Annotated in this window: 25 protein-coding genes; 11 read left to right on the plus strand and 14 right to left on the minus strand. The window is 40.8% G+C overall.

Going from position 1 to position 22,732, the window contains the following annotated elements; all coding sequences use genetic code 11:
* Nucleotides 1-2 precede the first annotated feature (2 nt).
* The 3 genes from RIC88_RS14345 to RIC88_RS14355 all read right to left on the minus strand — a co-directional run bounded on the left by RIC88_RS14345 (nt 3) and on the right by RIC88_RS14355 (nt 4,152).
* The gene (locus RIC88_RS14345; protein ID WP_350218245.1) at nt 3-1,214 is read right to left on the minus strand and encodes a M14 family metallopeptidase; all 1,212 of its coding nucleotides are present in this window, start codon (nt 1,212-1,214) and stop codon (nt 3-5) included.
* 45 nt (nt 1,215-1,259) lie between these two features.
* The gene (locus RIC88_RS14350; RefSeq protein ID WP_350218246.1) at nt 1,260-2,240 is read right to left on the minus strand and encodes a pyruvate dehydrogenase complex E1 component subunit beta; all 981 of its coding nucleotides are present in this window, start codon (nt 2,238-2,240) and stop codon (nt 1,260-1,262) included.
* A 148-nt stretch (nt 2,241-2,388) separates the two neighbouring features.
* Nucleotides 2,389-4,152 carry a tetratricopeptide repeat protein gene (locus RIC88_RS14355; RefSeq protein WP_350218247.1) on the minus strand — a complete coding sequence of 588 codons (1,764 nt, stop codon included), beginning with the start codon at nt 4,150-4,152 and terminating at the stop codon, nt 2,389-2,391.
* A 148-nt stretch (nt 4,153-4,300) separates the two neighbouring features.
* On the opposite strand from RIC88_RS14355, the gene RIC88_RS14360 reads away from it, so the two are divergent.
* Nucleotides 4,301-4,510 carry a PspC domain-containing protein gene (locus RIC88_RS14360; RefSeq protein ID WP_350218248.1) on the plus strand — a complete coding sequence of 70 codons (210 nt, stop codon included), beginning with the start codon at nt 4,301-4,303 and terminating at the stop codon, nt 4,508-4,510.
* On the opposite strand, the gene RIC88_RS14365 is transcribed toward RIC88_RS14360, so the two are convergent.
* The 4 genes from RIC88_RS14365 to hisS are packed head-to-tail and all read right to left on the minus strand — an operon-like array spanning nt 4,507 to nt 8,842.
* Nucleotides 4,507-5,493, minus strand: coding sequence for a glycosyltransferase family 2 protein (locus RIC88_RS14365; protein ID WP_350218249.1), 987 nt, complete (start codon nt 5,491-5,493; stop codon nt 4,507-4,509). The genes RIC88_RS14360 and RIC88_RS14365 overlap by 4 nt on opposite strands.
* Nucleotides 5,494-5,826 (minus strand): YbaB/EbfC family nucleoid-associated protein, encoded by a 333-nt coding sequence (locus RIC88_RS14370; protein ID WP_350218250.1) that lies wholly within the window; start codon nt 5,824-5,826, stop codon nt 5,494-5,496.
* Nucleotides 5,827-5,833: 7 nt separating this feature from the next.
* On the minus strand, nt 5,834-7,456 hold the full coding sequence (locus tag RIC88_RS14375) for a T9SS type B sorting domain-containing protein (RefSeq protein WP_350218251.1): 1,623 nt from the start codon (nt 7,454-7,456) through the stop codon (nt 5,834-5,836).
* A 30-nt stretch (nt 7,457-7,486) separates the two neighbouring features.
* Nucleotides 7,487-8,842 carry a histidine--tRNA ligase gene (hisS, locus tag RIC88_RS14380; protein WP_350218252.1) on the minus strand — a complete coding sequence of 452 codons (1,356 nt, stop codon included), beginning with the start codon at nt 8,840-8,842 and terminating at the stop codon, nt 7,487-7,489.
* Between the two features lie 73 nt (nt 8,843-8,915).
* Here hisS and RIC88_RS14385 point away from each other — a divergent pair, with 73 nt between their 5' ends.
* A complete protein-coding gene (locus RIC88_RS14385; RefSeq protein ID WP_350218253.1) occupies nt 8,916-9,308 on the plus strand; it encodes a hypothetical protein in 393 nt (130 codons plus the stop codon).
* A 108-nt stretch (nt 9,309-9,416) separates the two neighbouring features.
* Here the strand turns inward: RIC88_RS14385 and RIC88_RS14390 are convergent, their stop codons facing one another.
* From RIC88_RS14390 to RIC88_RS14405, 4 genes are all read right to left on the minus strand, one after another.
* Nucleotides 9,417-10,298: a hypothetical protein gene (locus RIC88_RS14390; RefSeq protein ID WP_350218254.1), complete on the minus strand. Its 882-nt coding sequence runs from the start codon at nt 10,296-10,298 to the stop codon at nt 9,417-9,419.
* Nucleotides 10,299-10,389: 91 nt separating this feature from the next.
* Complete coding sequence (locus RIC88_RS14395) at nt 10,390-10,923, minus strand: hypothetical protein (protein ID WP_350218255.1); 534 nt, start codon at nt 10,921-10,923, stop codon at nt 10,390-10,392.
* A gap of 20 nt (nt 10,924-10,943) precedes the next feature.
* The gene (locus tag RIC88_RS14400) at nt 10,944-11,450 is read right to left on the minus strand and encodes a DUF4199 domain-containing protein (protein ID WP_350218256.1); all 507 of its coding nucleotides are present in this window, start codon (nt 11,448-11,450) and stop codon (nt 10,944-10,946) included.
* A gap of 73 nt (nt 11,451-11,523) precedes the next feature.
* Nucleotides 11,524-11,952: a helix-turn-helix domain-containing protein gene (locus RIC88_RS14405; protein ID WP_350218257.1), complete on the minus strand. Its 429-nt coding sequence runs from the start codon at nt 11,950-11,952 to the stop codon at nt 11,524-11,526.
* A 35-nt stretch (nt 11,953-11,987) separates the two neighbouring features.
* Between RIC88_RS14405 and RIC88_RS14410 the strand changes: the two genes are divergently transcribed.
* A complete protein-coding gene (locus tag RIC88_RS14410) occupies nt 11,988-12,386 on the plus strand; it encodes a DoxX family protein (protein ID WP_350218258.1) in 399 nt (132 codons plus the stop codon).
* Nucleotides 12,386-12,958 (plus strand): toxin-antitoxin system YwqK family antitoxin, encoded by a 573-nt coding sequence (locus RIC88_RS14415; RefSeq protein ID WP_350218259.1) that lies wholly within the window; start codon nt 12,386-12,388, stop codon nt 12,956-12,958. Before RIC88_RS14410 ends, RIC88_RS14415 begins: the two co-directional genes overlap by 1 nt.
* Here RIC88_RS14415 and RIC88_RS14420 read toward each other — a convergent pair whose 3' ends face one another.
* Nucleotides 12,959-13,693, minus strand: a complete 735-nt coding sequence (locus RIC88_RS14420) for a VIT1/CCC1 transporter family protein (RefSeq protein WP_350218260.1) — start codon at nt 13,691-13,693, stop codon at nt 12,959-12,961.
* Nucleotides 13,693-14,115, minus strand: a complete 423-nt coding sequence (locus tag RIC88_RS14425) for a hypothetical protein (protein WP_350218261.1) — start codon at nt 14,113-14,115, stop codon at nt 13,693-13,695. Before RIC88_RS14425 ends, RIC88_RS14420 begins: the two co-directional genes overlap by 1 nt.
* A gap of 45 nt (nt 14,116-14,160) precedes the next feature.
* Here RIC88_RS14425 and RIC88_RS14430 point away from each other — a divergent pair, with 45 nt between their 5' ends.
* The 7 genes from RIC88_RS14430 to RIC88_RS14460 all read left to right on the plus strand — a co-directional run bounded on the left by RIC88_RS14430 (nt 14,161) and on the right by RIC88_RS14460 (nt 19,748).
* A complete protein-coding gene (locus RIC88_RS14430; protein ID WP_350218262.1) occupies nt 14,161-14,370 on the plus strand; it encodes a hypothetical protein in 210 nt (69 codons plus the stop codon).
* 30 nt (nt 14,371-14,400) lie between these two features.
* On the plus strand, nt 14,401-15,417 hold the full coding sequence (locus RIC88_RS14435) for a D-alanine--D-alanine ligase family protein (RefSeq protein WP_350218263.1): 1,017 nt from the start codon (nt 14,401-14,403) through the stop codon (nt 15,415-15,417).
* 77 nt (nt 15,418-15,494) lie between these two features.
* Nucleotides 15,495-15,683 (plus strand): hypothetical protein, encoded by a 189-nt coding sequence (locus RIC88_RS14440; RefSeq protein WP_350218264.1) that lies wholly within the window; start codon nt 15,495-15,497, stop codon nt 15,681-15,683.
* Nucleotides 15,676-16,656, plus strand: a complete 981-nt coding sequence (locus tag RIC88_RS14445) for a hypothetical protein (RefSeq protein ID WP_350218265.1) — start codon at nt 15,676-15,678, stop codon at nt 16,654-16,656. Before RIC88_RS14440 ends, RIC88_RS14445 begins: the two co-directional genes overlap by 8 nt.
* Before the next feature lie 2 nt (nt 16,657-16,658).
* Nucleotides 16,659-17,249 (plus strand): DUF4230 domain-containing protein, encoded by a 591-nt coding sequence (locus RIC88_RS14450; protein ID WP_350218266.1) that lies wholly within the window; start codon nt 16,659-16,661, stop codon nt 17,247-17,249.
* Nucleotides 17,246-18,955, plus strand: coding sequence for a DUF4230 domain-containing protein (locus tag RIC88_RS14455; protein WP_350218267.1), 1,710 nt, complete (start codon nt 17,246-17,248; stop codon nt 18,953-18,955). Before RIC88_RS14450 ends, RIC88_RS14455 begins: the two co-directional genes overlap by 4 nt.
* 4 nt (nt 18,956-18,959) lie before the next feature.
* Complete coding sequence (locus tag RIC88_RS14460; protein WP_350218268.1) at nt 18,960-19,748, plus strand: peptidoglycan-binding domain-containing protein; 789 nt, start codon at nt 18,960-18,962, stop codon at nt 19,746-19,748.
* A gap of 635 nt (nt 19,749-20,383) precedes the next feature.
* Here the strand turns inward: RIC88_RS14460 and RIC88_RS14465 are convergent.
* On the minus strand, nt 20,384-22,444 hold the full coding sequence (locus RIC88_RS14465; protein ID WP_350218269.1) for a M13 family metallopeptidase: 2,061 nt from the start codon (nt 22,442-22,444) through the stop codon (nt 20,384-20,386).
* Nucleotides 22,445-22,732 lie beyond the last annotated feature (288 nt).

Here is a 22,732-nt window from a genome sequence, read left to right on the forward strand (position 1 = left end):
GGTTATTCGAATAGAATTTTCATCAATCCCTCGGCTGTAACCGATGACTTTTCTTTAATGAATTCCATTGGCGTGTTGTCTCCGATCTCATAAGTAATTCCGGGAACATTGAACTGTGCAACAAACCAACCTTTAGATACTGGAGATTGTAATCCAGAAGGAGCATCTTTCACTTTGTATTCAGGTATATTGTTTTCAATGTACTGAAACCACTCATCTGTAAACTTCCTATTTTTTGTCTTAAGGGTGCGATCTGTGCTATAATAAACATCGTACCATGTGCTATGAAAATCCAGGCCTAAAACGATTTCAAGTCGATCATCGTTAAGTGTGTTTATGATATGATTGGCTATTGCATTGACTTCCGGCTGTTTGTAGTACTGCCAATCCCTATTCAGGTCAACGCCAGCGGCATTATGTCTCCAATGCCCTAAATCTACACCATCAGGATTAACTAGGGGGTAGACCAGAAAACAATATTCTTTTAGAAATTTGTCACTTAATTCATTTACTAATATTTCATTGAGAAAGTATTTCAAGGCAAAAAAACCAGTAACTTCAGGTGGATGTTGACGACTTAAAATGACAATGGTCTTTTTACCAGATCCTATTTTTAGGAACGGTAATTTCCTACCAAGCATGCTTAAACCTGCGCTACTTGATTTCACATTTTCAGCGTGGGATAAGCTATCACACCAAGTACCAACTGTAGTGGATGAAACTATTGGCTGTGCTGCTATCCAGATAGTATCTGAGATTAAGGACAATTTAATTGTCAATTGCTGGGAATCTTCTGAAATCTTAACTGCTGTAGAATCAACGCGTGACCAGCTTTTCTGATCAACGCTTATATTGGGCCAATACCTATGTTTATATTTATGAGGATAGTCTATGCAAATAGTTAGACTAGTTGGAGATTTATCTAAAGCAGAAACTAGTCTTAATGCATACCAGGGACTAGAGTTTATAGGTTCATTTTCCGGAGTTGTTGTGATTGAAATTACGGAATCATTGAGAACTGTAAGGTTAGAAAATCGCGCTCCATCAAACTGATTATCGATCGTTATTGCTTCATTAACTTTAAAAATCCTTTTTTCCTGAATCGTTATTTCATTATCAGTAGTATCTACAGGGTTGGGAAATCGATGATTTTTAAGCTGAACCCGACAGCTTATTAGGCACCCAATAATTAAGAACGAAGTTAATATTTTCAAAGCTAGATTAGTAAATCAAATCTTTTAGAAGCTATCCAATGATTTTTATTTTTGATAAGTTACTGCCTTCACAGCCTCAATTGTACGAGCCACGTTAGGTAAGACTTCTTCTATTAAGGTAGGAGCATAAGGAAGCGATACATCTTTATTAGTGATACGATGAATCGGGGCATCCAGCCAATCAAAAGCATTTCGTTGTACATGGTGACTTATCTCTGAAGATATGGATGATAGCGGCCATGCTTCTTCTACAATGACCAAACGGTTGGTTTTCTTCACTGACTCCACAATTGCTTGATAATCGATCGGACGTACGGAGCGTAAATCTATTACTTCCGCTTCCGTTCCATCTTTGGCTAATTCTTCTGCCGCTTGATTAGCTACCTTCATCATCTTACCGAAAGAAACAATGGTCACATCGGAACCATCCCTTACGGTATTGGCCTGACCAATTTCCAGTAAATACTCTTCTTCAGGGACTTCTCCTTTATCTCCGTACATGAGTTCGGACTCCATGAAGATGACCGGGTTGTCGTCTCTGATAGCTGTTTTCAAAAGACCTTTTGCATCGTAAGGATTCGAAGGTACAACTACTTTCAATCCAGCAGTGTTTGCATACCAGTTTTCGAAATTCTGAGAGTGCTGCTGGCTCAGCTGACCTGCATTTCCCGTTGGTCCCCGAAAAACGATTGGTACATTGTATTGCCCACCGGACATAGATAGCATCTTGGCCGCACTGTTTATAACCTGATCAATGGCCACCAGGGAGAAATTGAAAGTCATAAACTCAATGATAGGGCGAAGGCCATTCATTGCTGCTCCAACACCCACTCCTGCAAATCCAAGTTCAGTAATCGGAGTATCGATTACACGCTTGGCCCCAAATTCGTCCAGCATTCCCTGGCTTACCTTGTACGCACCATTATATTCGGCCACTTCTTCACCCATGAGAAAGACATTTTCATCTCTTCTCATTTCTTCACTCATTGCTTCACCTAGGGCTTCTCTAAACTGGATTTCTCTCATGGTTTCAGTTGTAATTTTCGGTGTGCTAAATTAATGATGAATGCCTGATTATTGAGGTTTTAGAACAACCTTTTCAGATCACGAATACATTAGGGCATAAAAAAAGCCCTGCCATTGGCAGAGCTTTTCTGATTTTGTTGTCTGTAAATTACTTCACAGCTTCGTTTACTGCATCAGCGTAGTTAGCAAACTCAAGATCGTTCAATGCCATGTCCTTGTATGAAGGTTCAGCATCAACAGCTTTCTTAAGGTTTGACCCTACTTCAGAAGCATTGTTTTGTCTTGCTGCAGAAACCGCTAGTAGGTAGTAAGCATCAGCTCGTTCTACTTGCTTAAACTCTGCATCAGCCATGCTGTAATCATCACTCAATAAGTAAGCAAGACCTCTGTCGATCATCACATTTTCATTGTTTGTTGCTGAAGCAAAAGAAGCTTTTGCTTTGTCATATTCAGCCATTCTTACTTCAACAGCACCTTTCATAGCATTCACTTTGCCGTTTATGTCGTTTGAAGAAGAGCTCACATTTCCAAGGGTTTCGTATGCAGCAGCATAATCTCCTTGAAGTATCTGTACAGCAGCCATGTTAGCCTGAACTTCACCGGCAGAGCTCATTTTGTTCATTGCAATTTCAAGCTGAGTAGCAGCGCCATCTAGTTTAGAAGCATCGCCTCTTTTAGCCATCTGAATGTGAGCAGCAGCAAGGTTGTTGTGGGCTTGCCACATACCAGACTTATCAGCAGCTGCTTTGTAGATTGCTGCTTTTTCCTCCAAAGAAGGAGTAAGTGTTGCACTGAACATTAGCTCTTCGATTGTAAGGGTGTCAGCCTCAGCTTCTCCGTTTACAATAGCTTTTGCCAATACTGCAATCTCCGCATTTGATTTCTTTGGCTTTACAGTAAGTACTTCAGTTTTCGCAGATCTTAAACCAGGATAGACGTCATTGAATACTTTTTTGTAAGTAGAAAGCTTCTGCATTTCTTTTTCTTTTTCAACGAAAGAGCCTGACCCATTAATGATGTTATTGTATGCTTTTTTATCGTCAGCAGAAATACCCTCATAGGAAGCTAAAGCGGCTTTAAAAGCAGCCCAATCCTGAATTACAGGCTTAAGGATGAAGTCAATAGAATCAGCTGCTCCTTTATAATCGTAACGATCCATTCTACTTCTATAGAACTTTTCGATTTCTTTCGCACGATTCTGTGAAAGATCGCTGTTTATTGTTTCAGAACCTTCTGGTGAGTGAGTACCTGTAATGGTAACAGTTCTGGTAACGTTTTTCTCAGCGATAAATGCATTCAAATTATCTCTTTTTGCTTTGTTGGAAACTCCATCATAAGTCAATGAGGATCTAAGATTAGAAACTCCTTGATCAAAGTAGAAATTCACGTTGGTTGGTACCAACTCTTCTTTATCATTGTATCCGTGCTCAGCATAAGAAGCCATTGCTACATCCTTCACCCAAGCAGAAGTCATTACCAACCCTTGAGCAACAGCTAAGCGATCAGTAGATTTGGTCTTACCATTTCGTGTATCTGTTGCAACACCTTGAACATAGAGCGTTCCAGGGTTCATACCTTCCTGGTACGGCAATGAAAAGTTTTCAGCTTTTCTTGAAGTTGTAGTGGAGCTATTAGGAAACTCAGAAGCTTGGAATTCAATTGACCCAACACTCACTTCCTGATCACCATAAACATATATCGTATTCAAGGTAAAGCTTGTGTTAGAAGGAAGAATTTTTGGAGGAAGTACAGCACTCATTTCGAATGGAACATTACCACCATGTACCTCAAGCGGATTAGGGTCTACTTGAAGGTCATTCTCCTGAGCCAATTTTATCATCTTATCGAGCTTACAACCGGAAAGCAAAATTGCTCCGGCAGCAAATGCCATGGCTAGGTTAAATTTTTTCATTTGATTCAGTTTTTTAATTGTACAAACAATAAATAGTATAATTCTTAGTTATAATGCTGGCAAAATTAATCGAAAATATCATTTTCAAGCACTATTGGAGCAACTATCTAAAACATGTATTGTTTATCTTTGTGCCAATAAAATCATTATGCAGGACTATTTAGAGAAATACGCGTTTGGAGTTTGTACCCGTTTGGGAGAGAAATTTCGTATACCTACCTCAAGCATACGCCTCTTCTTTATCTATTCATCCTTTTTGACCTTTGGTTCCCCTGTGATCATATATCTGGGACTTGCTTTCGTGATGAACTTCAGAAAGCATCTTAGAAGAAGAAACAATACCCTCTGGTATTATTAAAAATCACTGAATTTCCGCTTCTTTTTCACGTAATACTCAAATACAACCATCATTGATTGCGGCGTGGCTGATGTGTTCTTCCTCTTTTTTAGGGTTTTAATCGAATAACTTAGTATATAAAAATGAGCTTTTAAAACAGCAGTAGCATGATTAAAGCTACCTTCCAAGATAAACTTGAGGGCCGCCAGCCAGTCTAAGAATATTCGAATTGGAAATTTCAGGATTAGGTGGGGCAATGGAAGGTTTTTAATAAGCAAGCTGAGCCCGTTTCTGAAATTGAGGTACGTTTTGAATGAACTTGATTTATTTAGTGTCCCACCCCCAACGTGATAAACTGTAGCTGCAGGAATTGCTCTTATCTTCATGCCCATACTCTGAATTCTCCAGCATAGGTCAATCTCTTCCATGTGAGCAAAAAAGTCCTGATCAAACCCTCTGGCGTTAAAAAACACCTCTGACCTGATCAACATACACGCTCCTGATGACCAAAAAATGTCTATTGGATCATTATACTGTCCTGAATCAGCTTCCAGCTCATCGAAAATTCTACCCCTACAGTAAGGATACCCTAATGAGTCAATGAAACCTCCACTCGCTCCGGCATATTCGAATAGTGCACGGTGATTGTAGTCTTTTATTTTTGGCTGGCATGCCGCATATTCCGGGTTGGAATCCAGAAAGGACACTAATGGATTAATCCAGTCTGGTGTAACTTCTACATCAGAATTTAGGAGGAGATAATATTCTGCTTCTATTTGTTTAAGGGCTTCATTATACCCTCCGGCATAGCCATGGTTTTCATCAAGAATTATGAGTTGAACTTCAGGATGATTGGCTTCTAAAAAAGCGACAGAGTCATCTGTAGAAGCATTATCGGCAACAATAACTGTGGCATCCTTAGAATATTTAATCACACCGGGAAGAAACTTTTCCAGATAAGCTCTTCCATTATAATTAAGTATGACGATTGCAGTTTTGGTCATTTACAACATGCCTGAGAGATCCATGCCGGGAATGTTTGGCATCAGGCCTTCCGTGGATTTTTTGATGTGCTCTTTAGCCTGGAAATCAGCTTTTGAAACAGCCTTATTAACAGCTGCGATGATTAGGTCACGCATCATATCCTTATCAGTTCCGTTTACCAGTGTCTCATCTACCTCCAAGCCAATAAGTTCCTTGTTTCCATTAGCGATGGCTTTCACCAACCCGCCACCGGATTCGCCTTCCACTTTTATGTCTTTGAGTTGATCCTGGGCTTCCTTCATTTTGGCTTGCATCTCTTTCACCTTGCCCATCATTTTCATCATATCAAACATATCCTTCTTATTTTTTAATCAATGCAAAAGTACCTTTTTGCGTTCGTTTTTCACCACTTGCTGTTTCAAAGATGATTTCGTATAGATAAGTTCCCTGCCCTGCGAGAGAACCATCGATTGTACCATCCCATCCTGGTGTTGGCTGGTCGGATGAGTATATTAACTGGCCCCAGCGATTATAAATATGGATGGTGGCGATCTCAGTGGGAAGCCCTAAAAACTCCAGTGTGTCATTCAACCCATCTCCATTTGGTGTAAAAGCATTGGGCACATAAATCACTAATTCATGTCTAACCGTAATGGCATTGGATTTTAAAATTAAACCATCAGAATAAACGGATGTAGCAGTAATGAACTGTCTTGGACTGCCGTCTTTACCATCTAATTGAATAGTAAACTGGTCGTTATTGATTTCTCCGGTGGTTTGAGAAAATGAATTTCCTGATTGATATTCATTTGATGGGATTTCGGTGAGTGAGTTAACGGGGGTAGTAAAAACTACCTGATATTCATTTGTTCGAATAGATGAAGCCTCTACCAACGGTGGGTTTGTTTGGGCAGTATAGAGCACTTGCTGACAGCTATCCACATACTCAATTTGATAAAAGTATTTTCTGCCATTTGATCCAATGATGTCAGTAAATGATGACGTTTCTTCTGAGCGGAATTCAAATTCATTATCCTCAAGCTTTCGATATACATTAAATGTTCCTGTTTCAACCAGATCAAGATTTATGAAAATCCCAGAGGAATCATATGTCGAGTAGAGTGTTTCAAACGGAGAGAGGGAGAGGTCGGTTGACTCGGCGCAGAAATCAGTACTCGTCTGACTGGTGTTATTGCAGGGATCATATGCCACAATGGTCACGCAATAATCTTCTTTGCTAAATATAATATCCTGAAGAGTCAGCGAAGTATTCTTCAAATACCCATCGTAAATTTTAGAAGACGAGGTTTGGTGAATGTTTATCCTGTAATTGGTCAAAGTATCTATTTGATCCAGTTGTAAGTAGAGTGTAAACACATCCTTGCATGATTCTTTTATCGAGGCATTGAGAATTTCAGGTGCCTCCAATACCGGAATGGGCACAACTTCCTCAAAAAACGAATTACAGTTTTCATTAGCATTGTTGAAAAAACCTTTCAATCCTATACTTTGGCTGGCGGTGGTTGAAAAAATGAAGGTGGCAGATTGATCAGTTAGCAGTGTGGCAGAGTCTGTGGATGAGAAGTAAACCCTGATGCTATCATAATAGCTATCTACAGAAGTGACTGAGACTTCAGATCCATTACATTTTTGAATTTCGATTTCCGGCTTGATTGAAGCAAAAGCTTGTACAAGTAGTGTATCAGTCTTGTCATCTATCCCGTCCGCACCGACTACCTGTACAATCTGATAGGTATCCGAATCCTGGTAAGTAAAGGTTTTACTATTTGTAATCCCCGCACCTACAAAATAGTAGTATTGACGGGTCACATCACCAAAAGAGTCGTGTTCTGTAATGTTTACGGTCATGGGGGTACATCCACGATCAAACTCCACGGAAAACCGACCCTTGCTGCTAAATACCTGGGCACCAGCCAGCATGGGCATTAGTAGTAGGATCAAAATATGTTTCCATTGTTGCATCAAACAGATTTACGAACAAGTATCGTAAAGTTAACCTTTAAAAAGCTGGATTATTTCATCCGGTTTCATAGGTTTTTGCTCTCCTGATTGCATGTTTTTAAGCATGTATTCACCCGACTCCATTTCATTATCTCCTATAACCAGCGTATAGGGGGTATGAATTTTATCAGCATAATTAAACTGCTTCTTCATCTTTTCAGAGGTAGGATAGAGGTCTGCTTTGATCCCTGCCTCACGTAGTTTCATTACAATTTTTTGTGCATGCTTAAGATTTGATTCATTGAAGTGGACGATCAGAATATCCAACGGTTGAGTGATTTTTTCTGGAAACAGGTTTAACTCTTCCATTACATCGTAGATTCTGTCAAGACCGAAAGATATACCAATGCCGGAGGTTCCTTCCAGTCCAAACATTCCGGTCAAGTTATCATACCTTCCACCACCACAGATACTGCCCATTTGTACGCTGGTAGGTTTTACTTCGTAAATCATCCCCGTGTAGTAGGAGAGGCCCCTGGCAAGGGAAAGGTCCAATTCAACTTTCAGGTTCTTGTCAGCGAATTGACCCAAACTTTCGAAATATTGGGACACTTCCTGTACGCCTCGGTTTTTCGTATCCATTGACCTCACCTTATTCATTAGCTCATTTCTGTCTTTGGATGAGATCAAGTCCATTACTTCCTCAAGCTTCTTGCTTTCTCCCCCTATGGAAAGTATGTTTTCCTTGACTTGTTCAATTCCGATTTTATCCAATTTGTCAATTTCCGAACAGAAAGAAACTTCTTGTCCTTTCAATCCTGCATGAGCTGCGAGTAGAAAAAGTATCTCCCTGTGGTTTACTTTAATCACGTAATCCTCAAGGGTTAAATCGTCAAAAACATCATTGAAAAGTAGTGTTAGCTCTACTTCATTCCAGATGCCATTGCTGCCTACTATATCCGCATCGCACTGATAAAATTCCCTATACCGCCCTTTTTGTGGGCGATCAGCGCGCCACACAGGTTGTATTTGAAATCGTTTAAAGGGAAATGAAATCTCGTGCTGGTTCATTACCACAAATCGGGCAAATGGTACAGTGAGGTCATACCTTAACCCTTTGTCGGAAATTTTTGTAGTTAGATGCTTACTCCCTTTGGCATAGTCTTTATCCTGAACCTTGCTGAGATAATCTCCGGAATTCAAAATCTTAAACAAAAGTTGATCGCCTTCGTCCCCATATTTTCCGGTTAGCGTGGAAAGGTTCTCCATGGCTGGAGTCTCCAATTGACTAAACCCGTATTTGATAAAGTTGTGTTTAATTTTTTCGATGATGTAGCTTCTTTTTGCAGAAACTTCAGGACCAAAATCGCGTGTGCCACGGGGTAGTGTTGGCTTACTTTTAGACATTTACAATTCGTTTTGGACAAAACTACATAATCCCCTAAATTTGCGGCTCATTTCACTTAAGAAGACCAAGAAAATGGCCGTAACTAGATTAGAAAGAAAAGGAAGAAAAAATAAGAATGTCGCTAAGAATAGGGTGAATGCTATGAAGCGTTTGAATACTGTTCCTACTATCAAAAATGTAGACATTGAAGAGATAAAGGCCGAATTCGCTAAGAAGGCCAAGTCTAAGAAGGAAGAGCCTAAAGCAGAAAAAGCAAATCCAAAAAAGGAAGAAGCTCCGAAAGCAGCTGCTGAAAAAGCAGAGGTGAAGGAAGTATCTAAAACGGAGGACAAAAAGGCAGCACCAAAGAAAAAGGCAGCTCCAAAGGCGGCTGATAAAAAAGAAGCAAAGCCGAAAGCTGAGAAAAAAGAAACAAAGAAGGCAACTCCAAAGAAAGCTGCAGCTAAGAAAAAAGAGGATAAGTAATATCCTTTCTTATCAAGCCAAACAGCCCTGACGGTTACCGTCAGGGTTTTTTTATGCATAAAAAAAGCACTGAAATGTCAGTGCTTCATGATTAGGTAGATTAAGTGCTTATTCTTCTGTAATTCTTTGCCTGATCCGCTTAACCTCCAGGGTGATGTCACGCATCACATCCCTCGTTAATACAAATTCGGGATCACTCTGCATTTTTGCTTCTATCTCCTGTAGGTCACCTTTATAAAGCCTGTCCAGAATAGACAGTTCAGTGATCATATCTGCAATGGTATCATCAAAAGGTAGGTCATCCAGTACCTGAATGATGTCCAAAAGAGCTTCTTCTTCCCCCAAGACAATCTTCACAAGAGGTTCCAGTAGTTTTTGATTTTCAGGAGTATTTGGAAATGTTTCCAAAGTGATCACCGCCTGGTAAAGCCCTTCTACAAAACTGCCTGTAAGTGCAAGCCCTGCCATAGTTAAATGGTGGTCTTCCTCCATTTTCATACTTGTTTCGAGGAAAAGCTTTCCTAAAATTCGAGCAATTTCTTCTTCGTTTTGGCTGGAAATATGACCTCTGAAATCATTTAAGTCTCCTTCGTTATATATAGCTGAGTCCCCCAGAAATTCAGCCATTCTATGAGAGGCCCTTAAATAATCAATGCAGTCATCTTCATGCCCGTATGCAGCCAAATAACTAATATCAGATGCATATACACCCATATTGAGGGCCATTTTATCACGATTCTTTTTGTAACTATCGATTCTGTCCAATGAATTAATATGGCCTTTATCAAAACCAGCCCCGACAGACTTTAAAGTGAAGGGTACTAACGATGGATCGGGCAAATCCTCCATTAGCTTTTCTAAATCCTTCATGGTTTTTTCTTCTGCTAGTTGCTCTTTTGACTTCTCGCTTTCTCCCGAAGATGAACTTGTACAGCTTATAAGAATAGCTGAAAGAAATAAAATGGTTAGGGATTTCAAAGGTGACTTCATTGGTTAACTTTAATGTGTTCTCTATTCAAGTTTAATGTTTTTTTGAATTAAAATGAGCTTCCAACCAATAAAATAGTGGTAGAAATCCTACCTATATGCCAATGTCATATAAAATCCCCGGCAGATCACGAGGCTGATCATCCAGTTCAACTTTTAGCTTATTATTGAGGGATTGTGGTTCATGTTTAAAAGCAAAGCTCTCGACTCCTTCATCAAAGAACACATTGATTTCCTTCCTGGTTATCAAAATATCCACGATTAGCTCTCCTTTATTGACATCAACACTGTCCAGGCTAAACTGATTTTTTTCTAAATCAATGTTACTTCCATTTACAAACCAGACGAATTCCGTAGGACTGACATCATTTGCAATTGTGATTTTGACTTTGCTAAATGGGTCCGCTATTCTTAAGCTGAACCAAGACTCACCGTCTGAGGTAAGGTTGCTCAATTTGCTTCTACGCTTGCTGGCTACATTGGAACGAACATTCTCCGGTATATAAGTGCCCGACTCTTTCTTTATAAATTCTACCACCCCGGAAGCTCCTGAGTTTTCTTTTTCAGATGAGGTGCACCCTAATGCAATAATAAGTGGCATCACCCAAATCAAACATCTTTTAATCATGAAGGAAAGTTAGATAGAATCTATTTCCTCTTCAATATCAAAGCTGAAATTAAGGTAACTATAAGCCCAACCGGAAAAATCTCAGTAAAAGTTATAGCGGCCATAACATGAGGTTGCTGATAGGTTTCTATCCAGTCTTTAATGTCTTCGATTTGCTTTTCTTTTTCCGCTGTGGGCACGTCAGACTTCTCAACTAGCTCAATCTGTGAGGCCTGATATTTATCAACGAAATCCGGGGCAAAACTCGGGAAGTAGATCATCCATCCAACAACGTAGATAATTGAAGCAACAAGAGTTATCCCTAATCCATTTACAAATCCCTCTTTAAATGTCAGGCTACCCTTTTCATCCCTGATACTTTTAACACCCATAAATACTGCGGACAAAGCAGCCAACATTATAGCATAACCGACAATTTCTCTACCTGAAAAATCAGGGTTATCACCAGATCCAATTGTGATGAACCATGAGCTTACAATCAATGCACCACTGATAAGCCCATATTTAACTACTGTTTTCTTTTTCATTGTTTTTCTTTTGGTTCAAAACACGATTATCCTGCAATCTTTTTCTTCATCCTTTTGGGTGATTTATAAAGAATCACACTTTTGAGGGATGAATTAGCGCTATTTCACGGGCCTTTTGGATAGCCTGGGTTCTTCTCTGTACATTCAATTTGGCATAAATATTTGAGATATGAGTTTTAGCAGTGTTTAGTGATACAAAAAGTTTATCTGCTATTTCCTGATTTGACAAACCTTCTGCAAGAAGAGCTAAAACTTCCATTTCCCTTTTACTCAGCCCCAGTTTTTCAGGATCAAAATGATCTGGTCTTTTTCTTTTAAATGATCCGGCCCCTAGCCACAGACCAAACCCCAGAAAAACTATTCCGATGATTGCACCATAAATTTCCATACTTAAATCGCGAACTATAGTCCGATAATGGATAACTTCAAGTATGATCATCAGAAGCCCCATTACTCCCCCGTAAATCCAGTAGATCTTATTTAGCTTGTGTAGCTTTCTCAAAATATTTCTAATTTTCGTTTCATTAAATCACTCCTATGCTTAGAAAAATTGCCTACATCGTTGCTCGTTTGGCTGCCGCATTCATCATGGGTCAAACCCTCTTTTTCAAATTTACAGGTTCTGCTGAGTCTATTTACATCTTTTCAATGGTTGGTATGGAACCTTGGGGTAGATGGATGGTGGGCGTCTCTGAGTTGATAGCCGTTATTCTTTTGATTATCCCCGCTACAGCTTGGGTCGGGGGTATGATTGCAGTTGGATTAATGGTGGGCGCCATTGGTATGCACCTCACTATTTTAGGCATTGAGGTAATGGGGGACAAAGGCCAGTTGTTTTATTATGCATTGATCGTTTTTCTTTGTGGCTTATATGTGGTTTTCAACAACCGAGAGAAGATTTTAAACGATGTACTACCAAAAATTTTAAAGAAGTAATGAAGAAACTTATTTGGATTTTAGCATTTGTTATTAGCGCCTGCGGAGGTTCAAATACATCCAATTCATCAAACACCGAAGGAAGTCAAATTCCCGGAGGAGCAATCATCCAGGATTATAAATCTGTTCCCGGGCTTCAGAAAGCAATTGTTAAAAAGGATGAGGTTACTGTTGGAGAAGGGGATTTTCTGAATGGTCAATATCATGGTTCGTGGACCAGCTATACGGCTGATGGTAAGGTGCAATCCATCACCACCTATTTAAACGGGAAAAAGCAGGGTGTTCAGCTTTTGTTTGACAATGTAGGCTATGTAGAGACTAAAGCTTCCTATCACAATGATCAACTCAATGGTGAATACCTGGTTTATAAACGAAGAATAATCGTTGAGCGGAAAAACTATACCAATGGAGTATTGAATGGATTGCAACAAAAGTATTACGTTGACGGAACGGTGATGGAAGAATCGAACTATGTAGATGGTAAAATAGATGGAGTTGCCCGGTGGTATGATCAGGAGGGAAATCTCAAGATCGAATATGAATACGACATGGGTAAACTGGTAGAAAAATGATTACCGGATCATTTGTTCTAAAAAATCTCCAACAAAGTAAGATAAAGTAGCCGCTGCTCCTCCCAGGAGCAGTGTTTCCATTACGCTCTTTAGTTTTTTGGTACCGGTGACTACACTTTTAAGAAAACCGATCCCAATAAAACACAGTCCGGTTAAAACGGATGAGATCATGAATAAATCAGATGTCATTGGATTCAGGTAGTCCACCACATAAATAAGTAGTGGGATGAAGCCAAGTAGCAAAAAGCTAAGAAAGGTGATGGCACCCATTTTGAAAGGAGATTTTGTCTCTTTTGCCATCTCAAGTTCTTCCTTCATCATAATATCCACCCAGCGATCTTTATCTTCAGTGATCACATCGACTACTTTTTCCAACAGCTCCCCTTTAAAACCTTTGGCCGCATATATTTCGCGGATTTCTTCCCGCTCTTTTTCCGGGAGGTTGTCCACTTCCCAGTATTCTATGGCTTTATGCTTTTCGTAATTTTCCTTTTCTGACTTGGTAGACAAATAGCTACCTACAGACATAGCAAAACCGTCCGCAATTAGATTGGCAAAACCAAGAATGATAACAATAGAACTCTCCAGATTTGCACCAGCAGATCCTGCCACCACCGCAAAAGTGGTGACACTTCCATCGATACCCCCATATACAAATTCACCGAGGTAGGCTTGAATCCGACTCAAGTAGGTACTTTGTCCGTGTAGCCTGGATTCGTGCTTTTGATGAGCCATTACTGAATCGTGTCAGCAGGGTCTTCTTTCATGAATATATAAGTAGTCACACACCCGGAAGAAGTGGAGTCAGAAGACAATTCAAGGCCTCCTTGCGCAAGTAAAGCAATGTATTCATCGCAAATTGTCTCACCTTCCTGATCTGAGCAGAGCTTTAGTTTACCATCCAGCACCCAAAATCCTGACTCAACGGTAAAGTCTTGTTGAAAAGTGTAATTTCCATCTCCCATTAGCTCTAGTCTGTAGCAGGAGTCATCGCATGGAACATCCTCACTGCCATTTCGGCCTTCATCCGCACAGCCGCTAACTTTAATCGTTTCGGCCACCCAGGTTCCCACAAATGAATCAGCCGAATCATCTTTACCACAACCCAATATCAATATCAGGCTAAATGTCACTATGAGTAATTGAAATTTTTTCATAAAGTAAAAATAAATCAAAATTGGGTCAATAATATTGCTTTCAATATGAGTGGATTGGCATTTTCAAGTATGCGGGTAGGTAAGAGGTACCGATTGGTCAACTATGGAGAGAAAAGCGAGTTTGTCCTGATGGAAGTGGTAGGACGAAATGACTATCGCCTAAAGGACATTTCTTCGATGGAGGATTACCTGATGAGCGAACTCATCCAATACGGAAAAGGTGAAGATTTTGAACTTCGTGAAATTTATGACTGAAATATTCTAAGTTCGTCTTAAGAAAATGCTATGAAAAACATCCTTGTCCTTTGCGGTGGCCAATCTCCGGAACATTTAATCTCTGTACGATCTGCCAGAAATATTTTGAATGCGATGGATCATTCAAAATACAAGGTAACGTTAGTCGGCATTTCACAGCAAGGTGCCTGGAGACTAATCACTATGGAAGAGATGGGTGACGAAATAACTACGCAGGGTCGTCCTGTAGCTATTCGGCCAGGTGAAAATGAATGCCTGACCTGTGAAGGTGAATCGCTTGGAATGATTGATGTGGTATTTCCAATCCTACATGGCCCGAACGGGGAGGACGGAACCATTCAGGGACTCCTAAAATTGCTAAAGCTGCCATTCGTGGGGCCGGATGTCTTAGGTTCTGCGGTATCCATGGATAAGGACGTGACCAAACGTCTGCTTCGAGATTCGGGAATGAAAGTAGCTGATTGGATTTTGATTGAAAAAGGGGAACCAGCCTTTGATACCATCACGAAAAGTCTGGGATCCGTCGTGTTTGTAAAACCAGCAAATATGGGGTCTTCCGTAGGAGTGCACAGAGTGACCAATGAAGCTGAATGGAAGGAGGCTATTTCAGATGCCTTCAAATTTGACCGGAAGGTTTTGGTCGAAAAGGGGATCAAAGGGCGGGAACTTGAATGTGCCGTGCTGGGAAATGAAGACCCACAGGCGACAGGCGTAGGTGAGGTGCAGTCGGGTGACTTTTACTCATACGAAGAAAAATACACTTCCACATCTCATGCAGAGATCATCATTCCTGCAAAAATTGATGAAAAATACCTACCTGAATTAAAGCAAACCGCGATAAAAGCATATAAAGCACTGGACTGTGAAGGAATGGCCCGTGTGGATATGTTCTTAACAGAAACAGGTGATATTTTAGTGAATGAGGTGAACACCATTCCAGGATTCACCAACATCAGCATGTATCCCAAGCTGTGGGAAGAGGCCGGCATCAGTTATTCAAAGCTGATTGATAAGCTGATCGATTTAGCTATTCAAAGAGGTAATTGAGAAAATACCACTAATCGGGTATTTGATTTCGGGCAAAAATTGATTCTCTTTAAAGAACCAACCTAATCACTTAACCCATGAGGCACGCACTCATACTTATCCTTGTTGCGGTAATTACGATTTCAGTTATTTTGATTATCTATCGTCCAGATTTGCTGGAGGATGTTTGGTTATGGTTGGTTGGTTTGATTGGCCCGATCATCGGGTTTACGAAAGCCATCATAAAATCCGTTTCCAACTTCTTCAAATCCCTGGACCATGCTTAACCTTTACCAATCACGAGATAAGGAATTGTTCAATCGTGTTTTACTTCAAGGAGTCGTTCTGTTACTTGGTGCTTTTTTCATCATACTCTTTATCCATGAATATTTCGGAAATCCCTGGATCAAGGGCTGGGGCAAACATGTGGCGGTGATCATCTCATTTGGCGTGTTTATCGTGGTTTATGCCTTTTATAAGTCCACAACAGGGAGCAAAAAGAAGAAACCGGACTCCATGTCTAAATTCTTCTTTTGGGGCATACGGGTGATCATTTTCATTTTGCTGGGTCTGGGTGCCTTTGGTGTGATGATGGTGTTTGAGACCAATACCGGAGAAAGCGCGGTGTTTAAAGCAATAGGACTTGGGATAGTGACGCTTTGGGCGTGTATCTTTTTATCTTATTTCATTTGGGCCATCTACTTCTACAATGTAAACCTTGGACTCACCGATGAGGAGTGGAACAAGATTTATTCTGCCAAAGAGGATAAACGAATGGGCAACTTCTACCATGAGGATGACATTGAGGCGGAACCGGAATACAATCCCTATAAAGACGAGACTTTTGGAATGCCAAACGGAACTGTGCGCGGAATGATTGCTTTTTCCTTGCTGTTTGGAGCCATAGCACTACTTGTGGTAAGCTTTGGAATGACCAATGAAATTGACCCAACTTCACTTTTTTGGGATCAGTATGAGTTTTTCAAAACCGCTTTCCTGATGATGATTGCATTCTATTTTGGCAGTCGTTCGCTGCAGTACTTACGACCGAATGGCGCTCCCGTTCCTGTTGGTAAAAATGGAACACCATCTGCCAGCCAGCGCGCAAAACCTTCGATCGCTGATCAGGTACAGAAAGAAATCAAAGAGCCTTCACCTGTAGGAGCGGATGATCCGATGAAAGCAACTGCGGAAGAGGCACCCAAAAAGGAGAAACCTGCTAAGGAAGACTTCTCTACCGTTGATCCAATGAAAGGCTGACAATGAGGCGACTGATTTATATCGTTTCGTTGCTGATCTTGCTGTCTGCCTGCAAGGATGATCGAGGTTTAGTGGTCGGCAAAATAAAGAAGGCCTCCAAGCTGGCTACCACGGAATTTACCATTGATAAGATCGTGTATGGTGTCAAACGAAAGCGTCTGCTTTGGGTGGTGAAGCTCAATGAAGCAAAGTTTCTGGCACATTCCAAAGCGATAGTGAAAGCAGGTGTAGACCTGGAGAAACTGAAAAAAGAGGATGTGGATATTGACGGGAAGAGCATCTCACTCAAATTGCCACCCGTCGAGGTGATCAATTTTTCATATCCGGCGGAGCAATTCAGGCAGGATACGCTTATTTCCACAGATGCCTTCCTCAATAAAATTTCATTGGAAGATCAGGAAAGCTTCTTTCAGGATGCAGAGATCGATATTCGAAACTCATTGAAGCACATGAACATCATTGAGGCGACTGAAAAAAAGACACGCCTGATGTTGGAAACCCTACTCCGCACCCTGGGCTATCAGGAGATTTACATTGACTTTCATAAAGGGGAATTGATCCCGGAAATCACAGAAGAGGAGGTAGGTGTATGATTTACTTTCTTCTCAAAAACTGGAAACTGTTCCTCGATATTGTACTCGTCGTGGGTGTACTAATCGCCTTCACTTTCTGGGATCCCATTGGCATGTTTACCAATGCCCGGACCAAACAAACGGCCAATCTGGTGACGGGCGTTCGGGATATTGGACAACTGGTCACGGCAGAATACTATGGAGAAGTGATTTCTTCATGGAAGGAATTTAAGCTTACGGAGTTCCCGTCTGATACGCTGACTGATTTTGCGGAGAATGCATGGCAGGAAGTGGCACTGACTATATGGGAAAATAAAAATCGTAAGAGTGAGCTGAAAAGCAAGGTGCGAAACACTGAATTTCATTTAGACCTGCCATCTAATAATACTTTCAACGAGTTTGTGGCCTGCCTTGGAAACAACTACCTAACCCGCGATATGAACCGGATTTACAAGGAAGCAAGCCTGGTAGGGAATGTAGAGCAGACCATTTACAAACGGATGCTCAAAGACTTTAAGAGTGAATTTAAACGTCTCAGCAAAACCAGTGGACTCAAGGGGAGTAAACTGGACTCTGCCATGAATGAATATCTGCTGGAGGTACCGGCGTTCGTATACGATTTCTTTCCGTTTTATCAGTATGTCATTGGGCAGGACCTGGATCGTGAGAAAAAGAAAAACATTGTTTTCATCGGACGGGGATCCGTCAAGGCAGGGTTTCATTTTGGTCAGTTAGATGAGAGCAACTTCCTCTATGAGGAGGATCGAAAAATGATCCACTTCTACGGGATTAAACCGACTGTTCTGGATGTGGATATCAACCCCTGGTTTATACCGGAACGGAAAGTCAAGGGCTTTGAGCTGGTGTCTTTTTCCGGCAATGTAAACTTCGAAGAAGCGAAGGAGGTGAAGCGTCAATGCAAGCAAAAGCTACTAGAGCAGGCGCGGGGTGCCGAAATTGTGGAACGAGCAGAAGCGAATGGAAAGGAAGCCTTAAGAAACTTCTTCTCCTTATTGCTGGACGAGCCAGACCTTCAGGTTTCGTTTCATACCCATCCGTATGATTTGCACCTCGCCTCCATCAAAGCAGATACCCTGGTAGATCGATATGAAGCTGCCTTTATCGATAGCCTTTACCAGCAGTATCTGGGCATGATCAATACCGTAGGGGTGGAGAAAGCAGAGAAGATGACGCAGCATTTTAAACGGTTTGTTGTCGATCTGAAAAAACTGGCCTTTTTGGAAAAGCAATATCCGTTTAGCTACTACTCGCTCGGTGTTGCCAGTATTTTAATAGACACCTTAAACATCGATTCTGCCGATGTGCTACAGCTTATAGCCACACGGGATAAGCTTCGTACCAACGAATATGAGCTGATTACTTCTGTAACCATTCAGCATTCTGACTGGTTTGTATCCGGCGATTTTCGGCAGGAATGGAACACCGCGCTGGTCGCGCTGGATAGTGCAGCTCTGAGCCGATACGACAGCACACTGAATTTGAGCAAGTTTAAATATCAACTGATTCCTCTTAAAGATTCCGTGGATATGGAGAAATGGAAGGCTTTGGCACTGAAGATGCCATTTCCATGGGATTCGCTCCAGCTGGCTGAGGTCGATACCGTGGCGAAGGTGATCACCAGGAAAAAAATGGAGGAAGAAAAACTTCGCCCGCTGACGCGCATGCAGGCTCGCATCACTGATTTTATTGACAGACTAAAAAAATAGCACCATGATCAAGAAACACTACATCAAAGAACTGAACATCTCCAAAGTGCTGAAGGTAGGAGCAAAGGGGTACGACGTGCAAAAAGTCCAGGAGTGGCTGAACCTCTGGCGGTTTGTTGATCCTGGGTGGTTTCATCGGGTGTCGGTAGACGGAGACTATGGTCCGCAAAGCGAGGCAGTGGTTCGGGACTTTCAGGCACACAAAAAGCTGACGGTGGACGGAGAGGTTGGGCCCAATACATTCCGAATGCTATGCAGCCCCATGTTCAATGCGTTTAGCCGAATCAATGGAAATGACCTCAGGCAATTGATTGTTGCCTATGCCCGTCAGCATTTGCAAAATATCCCTCGGGAGCTCTACAATTCCAACATTGGTCCGTGGGTGCGGGCTTACATGGATGGCAATGAAGGCAAAGAATGGGCATGGTGCATGGGCTTTGTGCAGACGATCCTAGATCAGGCCACTACCACACTAGGAAAGCGATTTACGGAGATCATGCCCCATTCATATAGCTGTGATGTGGTGGGAAGTCATGGCCTGAAAGAAAAGAAATTGCACCGAAATGTCAATCTTAGAAATAATCCTAAGCTTATTGAGCCGGGCGATGTGTTTCTGAATATGAAGACCCAGTACGACTGGGTGCATACTGGCATTGTGATTGGTGTGGAGGGTGATTGGGTGCATACGATCGAGGGAAACACCAACGATGAAGGCTCCCGCGAAGGGTTTGAGGTTTGCCTGAGAAGAAGAAACTTTCAGGCAAACACAATTGATGTGTACAAAGTGAGTTAAAGAAGAGACTTAGTACTTGCTTTTCTTCTCTCTTTTCTCAGCTTTTTTCTCCTTGGCCGTCTTGGCAGGAGCTTTTTTTACAGCTTTTTTTGCGTCTTGTGATTTTGACATAATGTTTCTGATTTAAGTACGCTAATGTCGCTATTTCAGGGTGAGAAAATATCAAGGTCCGGAAAATTTATTTTCAAATAACCCCATTGCATTCATGCAAGCACCCAGTGGTGGTGTAAGGACTCATTGTTGCAAAGTAAATACCCATTGGAGAGAAGTAAATGCTCATTGCTTTGCTGCAAGTCCTTCTTGCTACGCTTGAAGTCTGTCTTGCTGTACTTTAAATACTCATTGTTTTGCTACAAATGCTTCATGCTGTGGTGAAGGTGTTTATTGTTAGGATGACACATGGTATTATTTACGTGAATGTCCCGGATTTATTCCGAGACCTTCTTGTTTTTTCTGGAAGATCCCGGCACAGGGCCGGGATACTTAGTAGTATCGTTTATGGGACACGAACCGAGGCAGGTTTTAATAGACTTCCTAAGTTTTAGAAACTTCGGAAATATGAACTTATAAAATAAAATCATGATGAACACGGAAGTAACTTCCGCGCTAGGAGGGTTTATATATTTTTTAAATACTCACCAAATTTCTATCCTTTCAGTTTCTGATCTGTATAGAGCGTTTCTTTCATTGACTTTAAATGCATCGTAAAATGGCACTAAGTTCGAAAGTATTCCATTGATCCTGTACTTGTCGGGCATGTGAGCGTCAATTTGAATCCGCCCGAGTAATACTTCATCTGTGTAGATCGCCCTTTTTGATGCAGCATATGATATAAAAAATAGTTGCTCGGCAGAATATCCGTTTACTAATTCTCTTTTTGTTGATTTTTTTATGTGACGTTGTAATCCGTCAAAGGCTATGGCAACTCCAGCTAGGTCAGCAATGCTTTCATGAAGAACCAGTTGCCCATTTAAGAAAACATTGTCCATTGGTTCGTAGGTATCAATTTGCCTGGCAAATTTCTCTGCCTTTTCATCAAAACTTGCTAAATCTGTTGGCGTCCACCAATTATTCAGGTTACCATCCGCATCAAATTTTTTTCCCTGGCTATCAAAACCATGGCTGATTTCATGCGCAATAATTGATCCAATCCCACCATAATTTATAGCTACGTTTGCTCCTGCGATGTAAAATGGCGGTTGTAAAATAGCAGCGGGGATTCCGATTTCATTAAATAATGCATTGTAAAAAGCATTTATAGTGACAGGAGACATCCTCCATTCTTCCGTGTTTATTGGTTGGTTGAGAGCTTTTACTTTTTTATCAAATTGAAAGCGAAAACAGTTCATTACGTTTTGAACGTAGGAAGAATGAACTGAATCGCCATTAATATGAAGTTTGGTGAAATCAGGCCATGCCTCCGGATGTCCAATTTTAATTCTTAATAGACGAAGTTTGGAGAGGGCATTTTGTTTTGTAGAGTTTGACATCCATGACAGATTATTAATACGGTTGGCAAACGCTTCTTTTATATTATTAGCCATATCCGCTACCTCTTTTTTTGTCTGCGAGGCAAAGTGTTTTTCAACATATATTTTACCTATAATATCCCCCAATGCTTCATGTCGCATTACATTTAACACCCTTGCTTCCCTCGAACTTAATTCTTGTTCACCCCTCAAGTGCTTGCCAAAAAAGTCAAAATCAGCTTTAACAAATTTGTGATTTAAATATGGTGCAAATCCATCCAACAATCTCCATCGCAAATAAGCTTTAATATCATCTGGCTTGCTTTGAGTTAAAACCTTTTCGATTGCTTTTAAGAACCCAACGTCTCTTGAATATATTGAGTCCTGAACTAAACCTAGTTGAGAGAAATAATCAGTCCATTTAATGGAAGGTGTATATGATACCAGATCACTGATTGGAATTTTAGCCCAAAGATCTGGGTCTCTCCTTTGTACAGCATTAAGCATTGCTTCAGCTAACTCCGTTTCAATCTCTAAAACCTTTTCGGCTCTGTCACTTGCTTGAATGCGATAAATCCCACTCAAGGTTAAAATGTTTTCAATATGTTCAATATATTTTCGTCTGGTTCCTTTTGATTGATCGTCTTGCAAAAGATAATAGCTACTTTCATACAGCCCCACTCCCCAAGCGTCAAGGTAAAGCCCCAGTTGTTTGGTATTTCGCAAATCAGAGACTACACGCCAACTAAAAAAGGGTGCGTACCAGTCATGGTTTCTGGATATTTTATGAGCCTCAATCAAGTACTTTGTTACATCATCATTGTTCTTAATTTTTTCTATTAACTCTAGGTAGGGGAGTAGCGGCTTCAATCCAATTTTTTCGGCTTGAACGGAATCCATAGCTACTTTGAAAAAATTATATACCTTCTGTCTGTCAGAAGGTTCATCAACCTGATGTTTTAGAGGTCCTTCTTTTATTAATTGGATTACCTGTTGATTTGTCTTTTCTTCTATTTCTTCATTGCTCCCCAAATATGAATAACCAATTGGTAGCCTTGTGTTGTCTATCCATCTTCCATTAACAAATCTGTAAAAATCGTCACCTGGATTAACAGTAGTATCCATCTCATCAGGTGAAAACCCGGATGTTTGTACAACATTTTCTTTATTTGAAGTACACCCATTAAAAAAAATGACTGCTAATAGAGATAATGATATTATTTTCATCAGATTCAGAGCCTAAAATGCTTGAATACGCATGCACTGGGGAGTTGACATGTATCCTAAATATACGAACAAGTAAAATGATTTCATCTATATTTTAAGGCAATAGAGATGATATCTATTCACCAGTAAACTTCACTACCCATTGTTTTGCTACAAGAGCTTCTTGTTGTGGTGCAGGTGTTTATTGTTAGAATGACACATGGTATTATTTACGTGAATGTCCCGGATTTATTCCGAGACCTTCTTGTTTTTTCTGGAAGATCCCGGCACAGGGCCGGGATACTTAGT

It is taken from the genome of Ekhidna sp. (genome assembly GCF_040220215.1).
Classification (GTDB): domain Bacteria; phylum Bacteroidota; class Bacteroidia; order Cytophagales; family Cyclobacteriaceae; genus Ekhidna.

Bases quoted from the DNA above. Each gene is read 5' to 3' on its own strand.
- RIC88_RS14350 (WP_350218246.1), bottom strand. From the start codon at position 2,240: ATGAGAGAAATCCAGTTTAGAGAAGCCCTAGGTGAAGCAATGAGTGAA.
- RIC88_RS14355 (WP_350218247.1), bottom strand. From the start codon at position 4,152: ATGAAAAAATTTAACCTAGCCATGGCATTTGCTGCCGGAGCAATTTTG.
- RIC88_RS14360 (WP_350218248.1), top strand. From the start codon at position 4,301: ATGCAGGACTATTTAGAGAAATACGCGTTTGGAGTTTGTACCCGTTTG.
- RIC88_RS14365 (WP_350218249.1), bottom strand. From the start codon at position 5,493: ATGACCAAAACTGCAATCGTCATACTTAATTATAATGGAAGAGCTTAT.
- RIC88_RS14370 (WP_350218250.1), bottom strand. From the start codon at position 5,826: ATGTTTGATATGATGAAAATGATGGGCAAGGTGAAAGAGATGCAAGCC.
- RIC88_RS14375 (WP_350218251.1), bottom strand. From the start codon at position 7,456: ATGCAACAATGGAAACATATTTTGATCCTACTACTAATGCCCATGCTG.
- hisS (WP_350218252.1), bottom strand. From the start codon at position 8,842: ATGTCTAAAAGTAAGCCAACACTACCCCGTGGCACACGCGATTTTGGT.
- RIC88_RS14385 (WP_350218253.1), top strand. From the start codon at position 8,916: ATGGCCGTAACTAGATTAGAAAGAAAAGGAAGAAAAAATAAGAATGTC.
- RIC88_RS14390 (WP_350218254.1), bottom strand. From the start codon at position 10,298: ATGAAGTCACCTTTGAAATCCCTAACCATTTTATTTCTTTCAGCTATT.
- RIC88_RS14395 (WP_350218255.1), bottom strand. From the start codon at position 10,923: ATGATTAAAAGATGTTTGATTTGGGTGATGCCACTTATTATTGCATTA.
- RIC88_RS14400 (WP_350218256.1), bottom strand. From the start codon at position 11,450: ATGAAAAAGAAAACAGTAGTTAAATATGGGCTTATCAGTGGTGCATTG.
- RIC88_RS14410 (WP_350218258.1), top strand. From the start codon at position 11,988: ATGCTTAGAAAAATTGCCTACATCGTTGCTCGTTTGGCTGCCGCATTC.
- RIC88_RS14415 (WP_350218259.1), top strand. From the start codon at position 12,386: ATGAAGAAACTTATTTGGATTTTAGCATTTGTTATTAGCGCCTGCGGA.
- RIC88_RS14420 (WP_350218260.1), bottom strand. From the start codon at position 13,693: ATGGCTCATCAAAAGCACGAATCCAGGCTACACGGACAAAGTACCTAC.
- RIC88_RS14425 (WP_350218261.1), bottom strand. From the start codon at position 14,115: ATGAAAAAATTTCAATTACTCATAGTGACATTTAGCCTGATATTGATA.
- RIC88_RS14430 (WP_350218262.1), top strand. From the start codon at position 14,161: ATGAGTGGATTGGCATTTTCAAGTATGCGGGTAGGTAAGAGGTACCGA.
- RIC88_RS14435 (WP_350218263.1), top strand. From the start codon at position 14,401: ATGAAAAACATCCTTGTCCTTTGCGGTGGCCAATCTCCGGAACATTTA.
- RIC88_RS14440 (WP_350218264.1), top strand. From the start codon at position 15,495: ATGAGGCACGCACTCATACTTATCCTTGTTGCGGTAATTACGATTTCA.
- RIC88_RS14445 (WP_350218265.1), top strand. From the start codon at position 15,676: ATGCTTAACCTTTACCAATCACGAGATAAGGAATTGTTCAATCGTGTT.
- RIC88_RS14450 (WP_350218266.1), top strand. From the start codon at position 16,659: ATGAGGCGACTGATTTATATCGTTTCGTTGCTGATCTTGCTGTCTGCC.
- RIC88_RS14455 (WP_350218267.1), top strand. From the start codon at position 17,246: ATGATTTACTTTCTTCTCAAAAACTGGAAACTGTTCCTCGATATTGTA.
- RIC88_RS14460 (WP_350218268.1), top strand. From the start codon at position 18,960: ATGATCAAGAAACACTACATCAAAGAACTGAACATCTCCAAAGTGCTG.
- RIC88_RS14465 (WP_350218269.1), bottom strand. From the start codon at position 22,444: ATGAAAATAATATCATTATCTCTATTAGCAGTCATTTTTTTTAATGGG.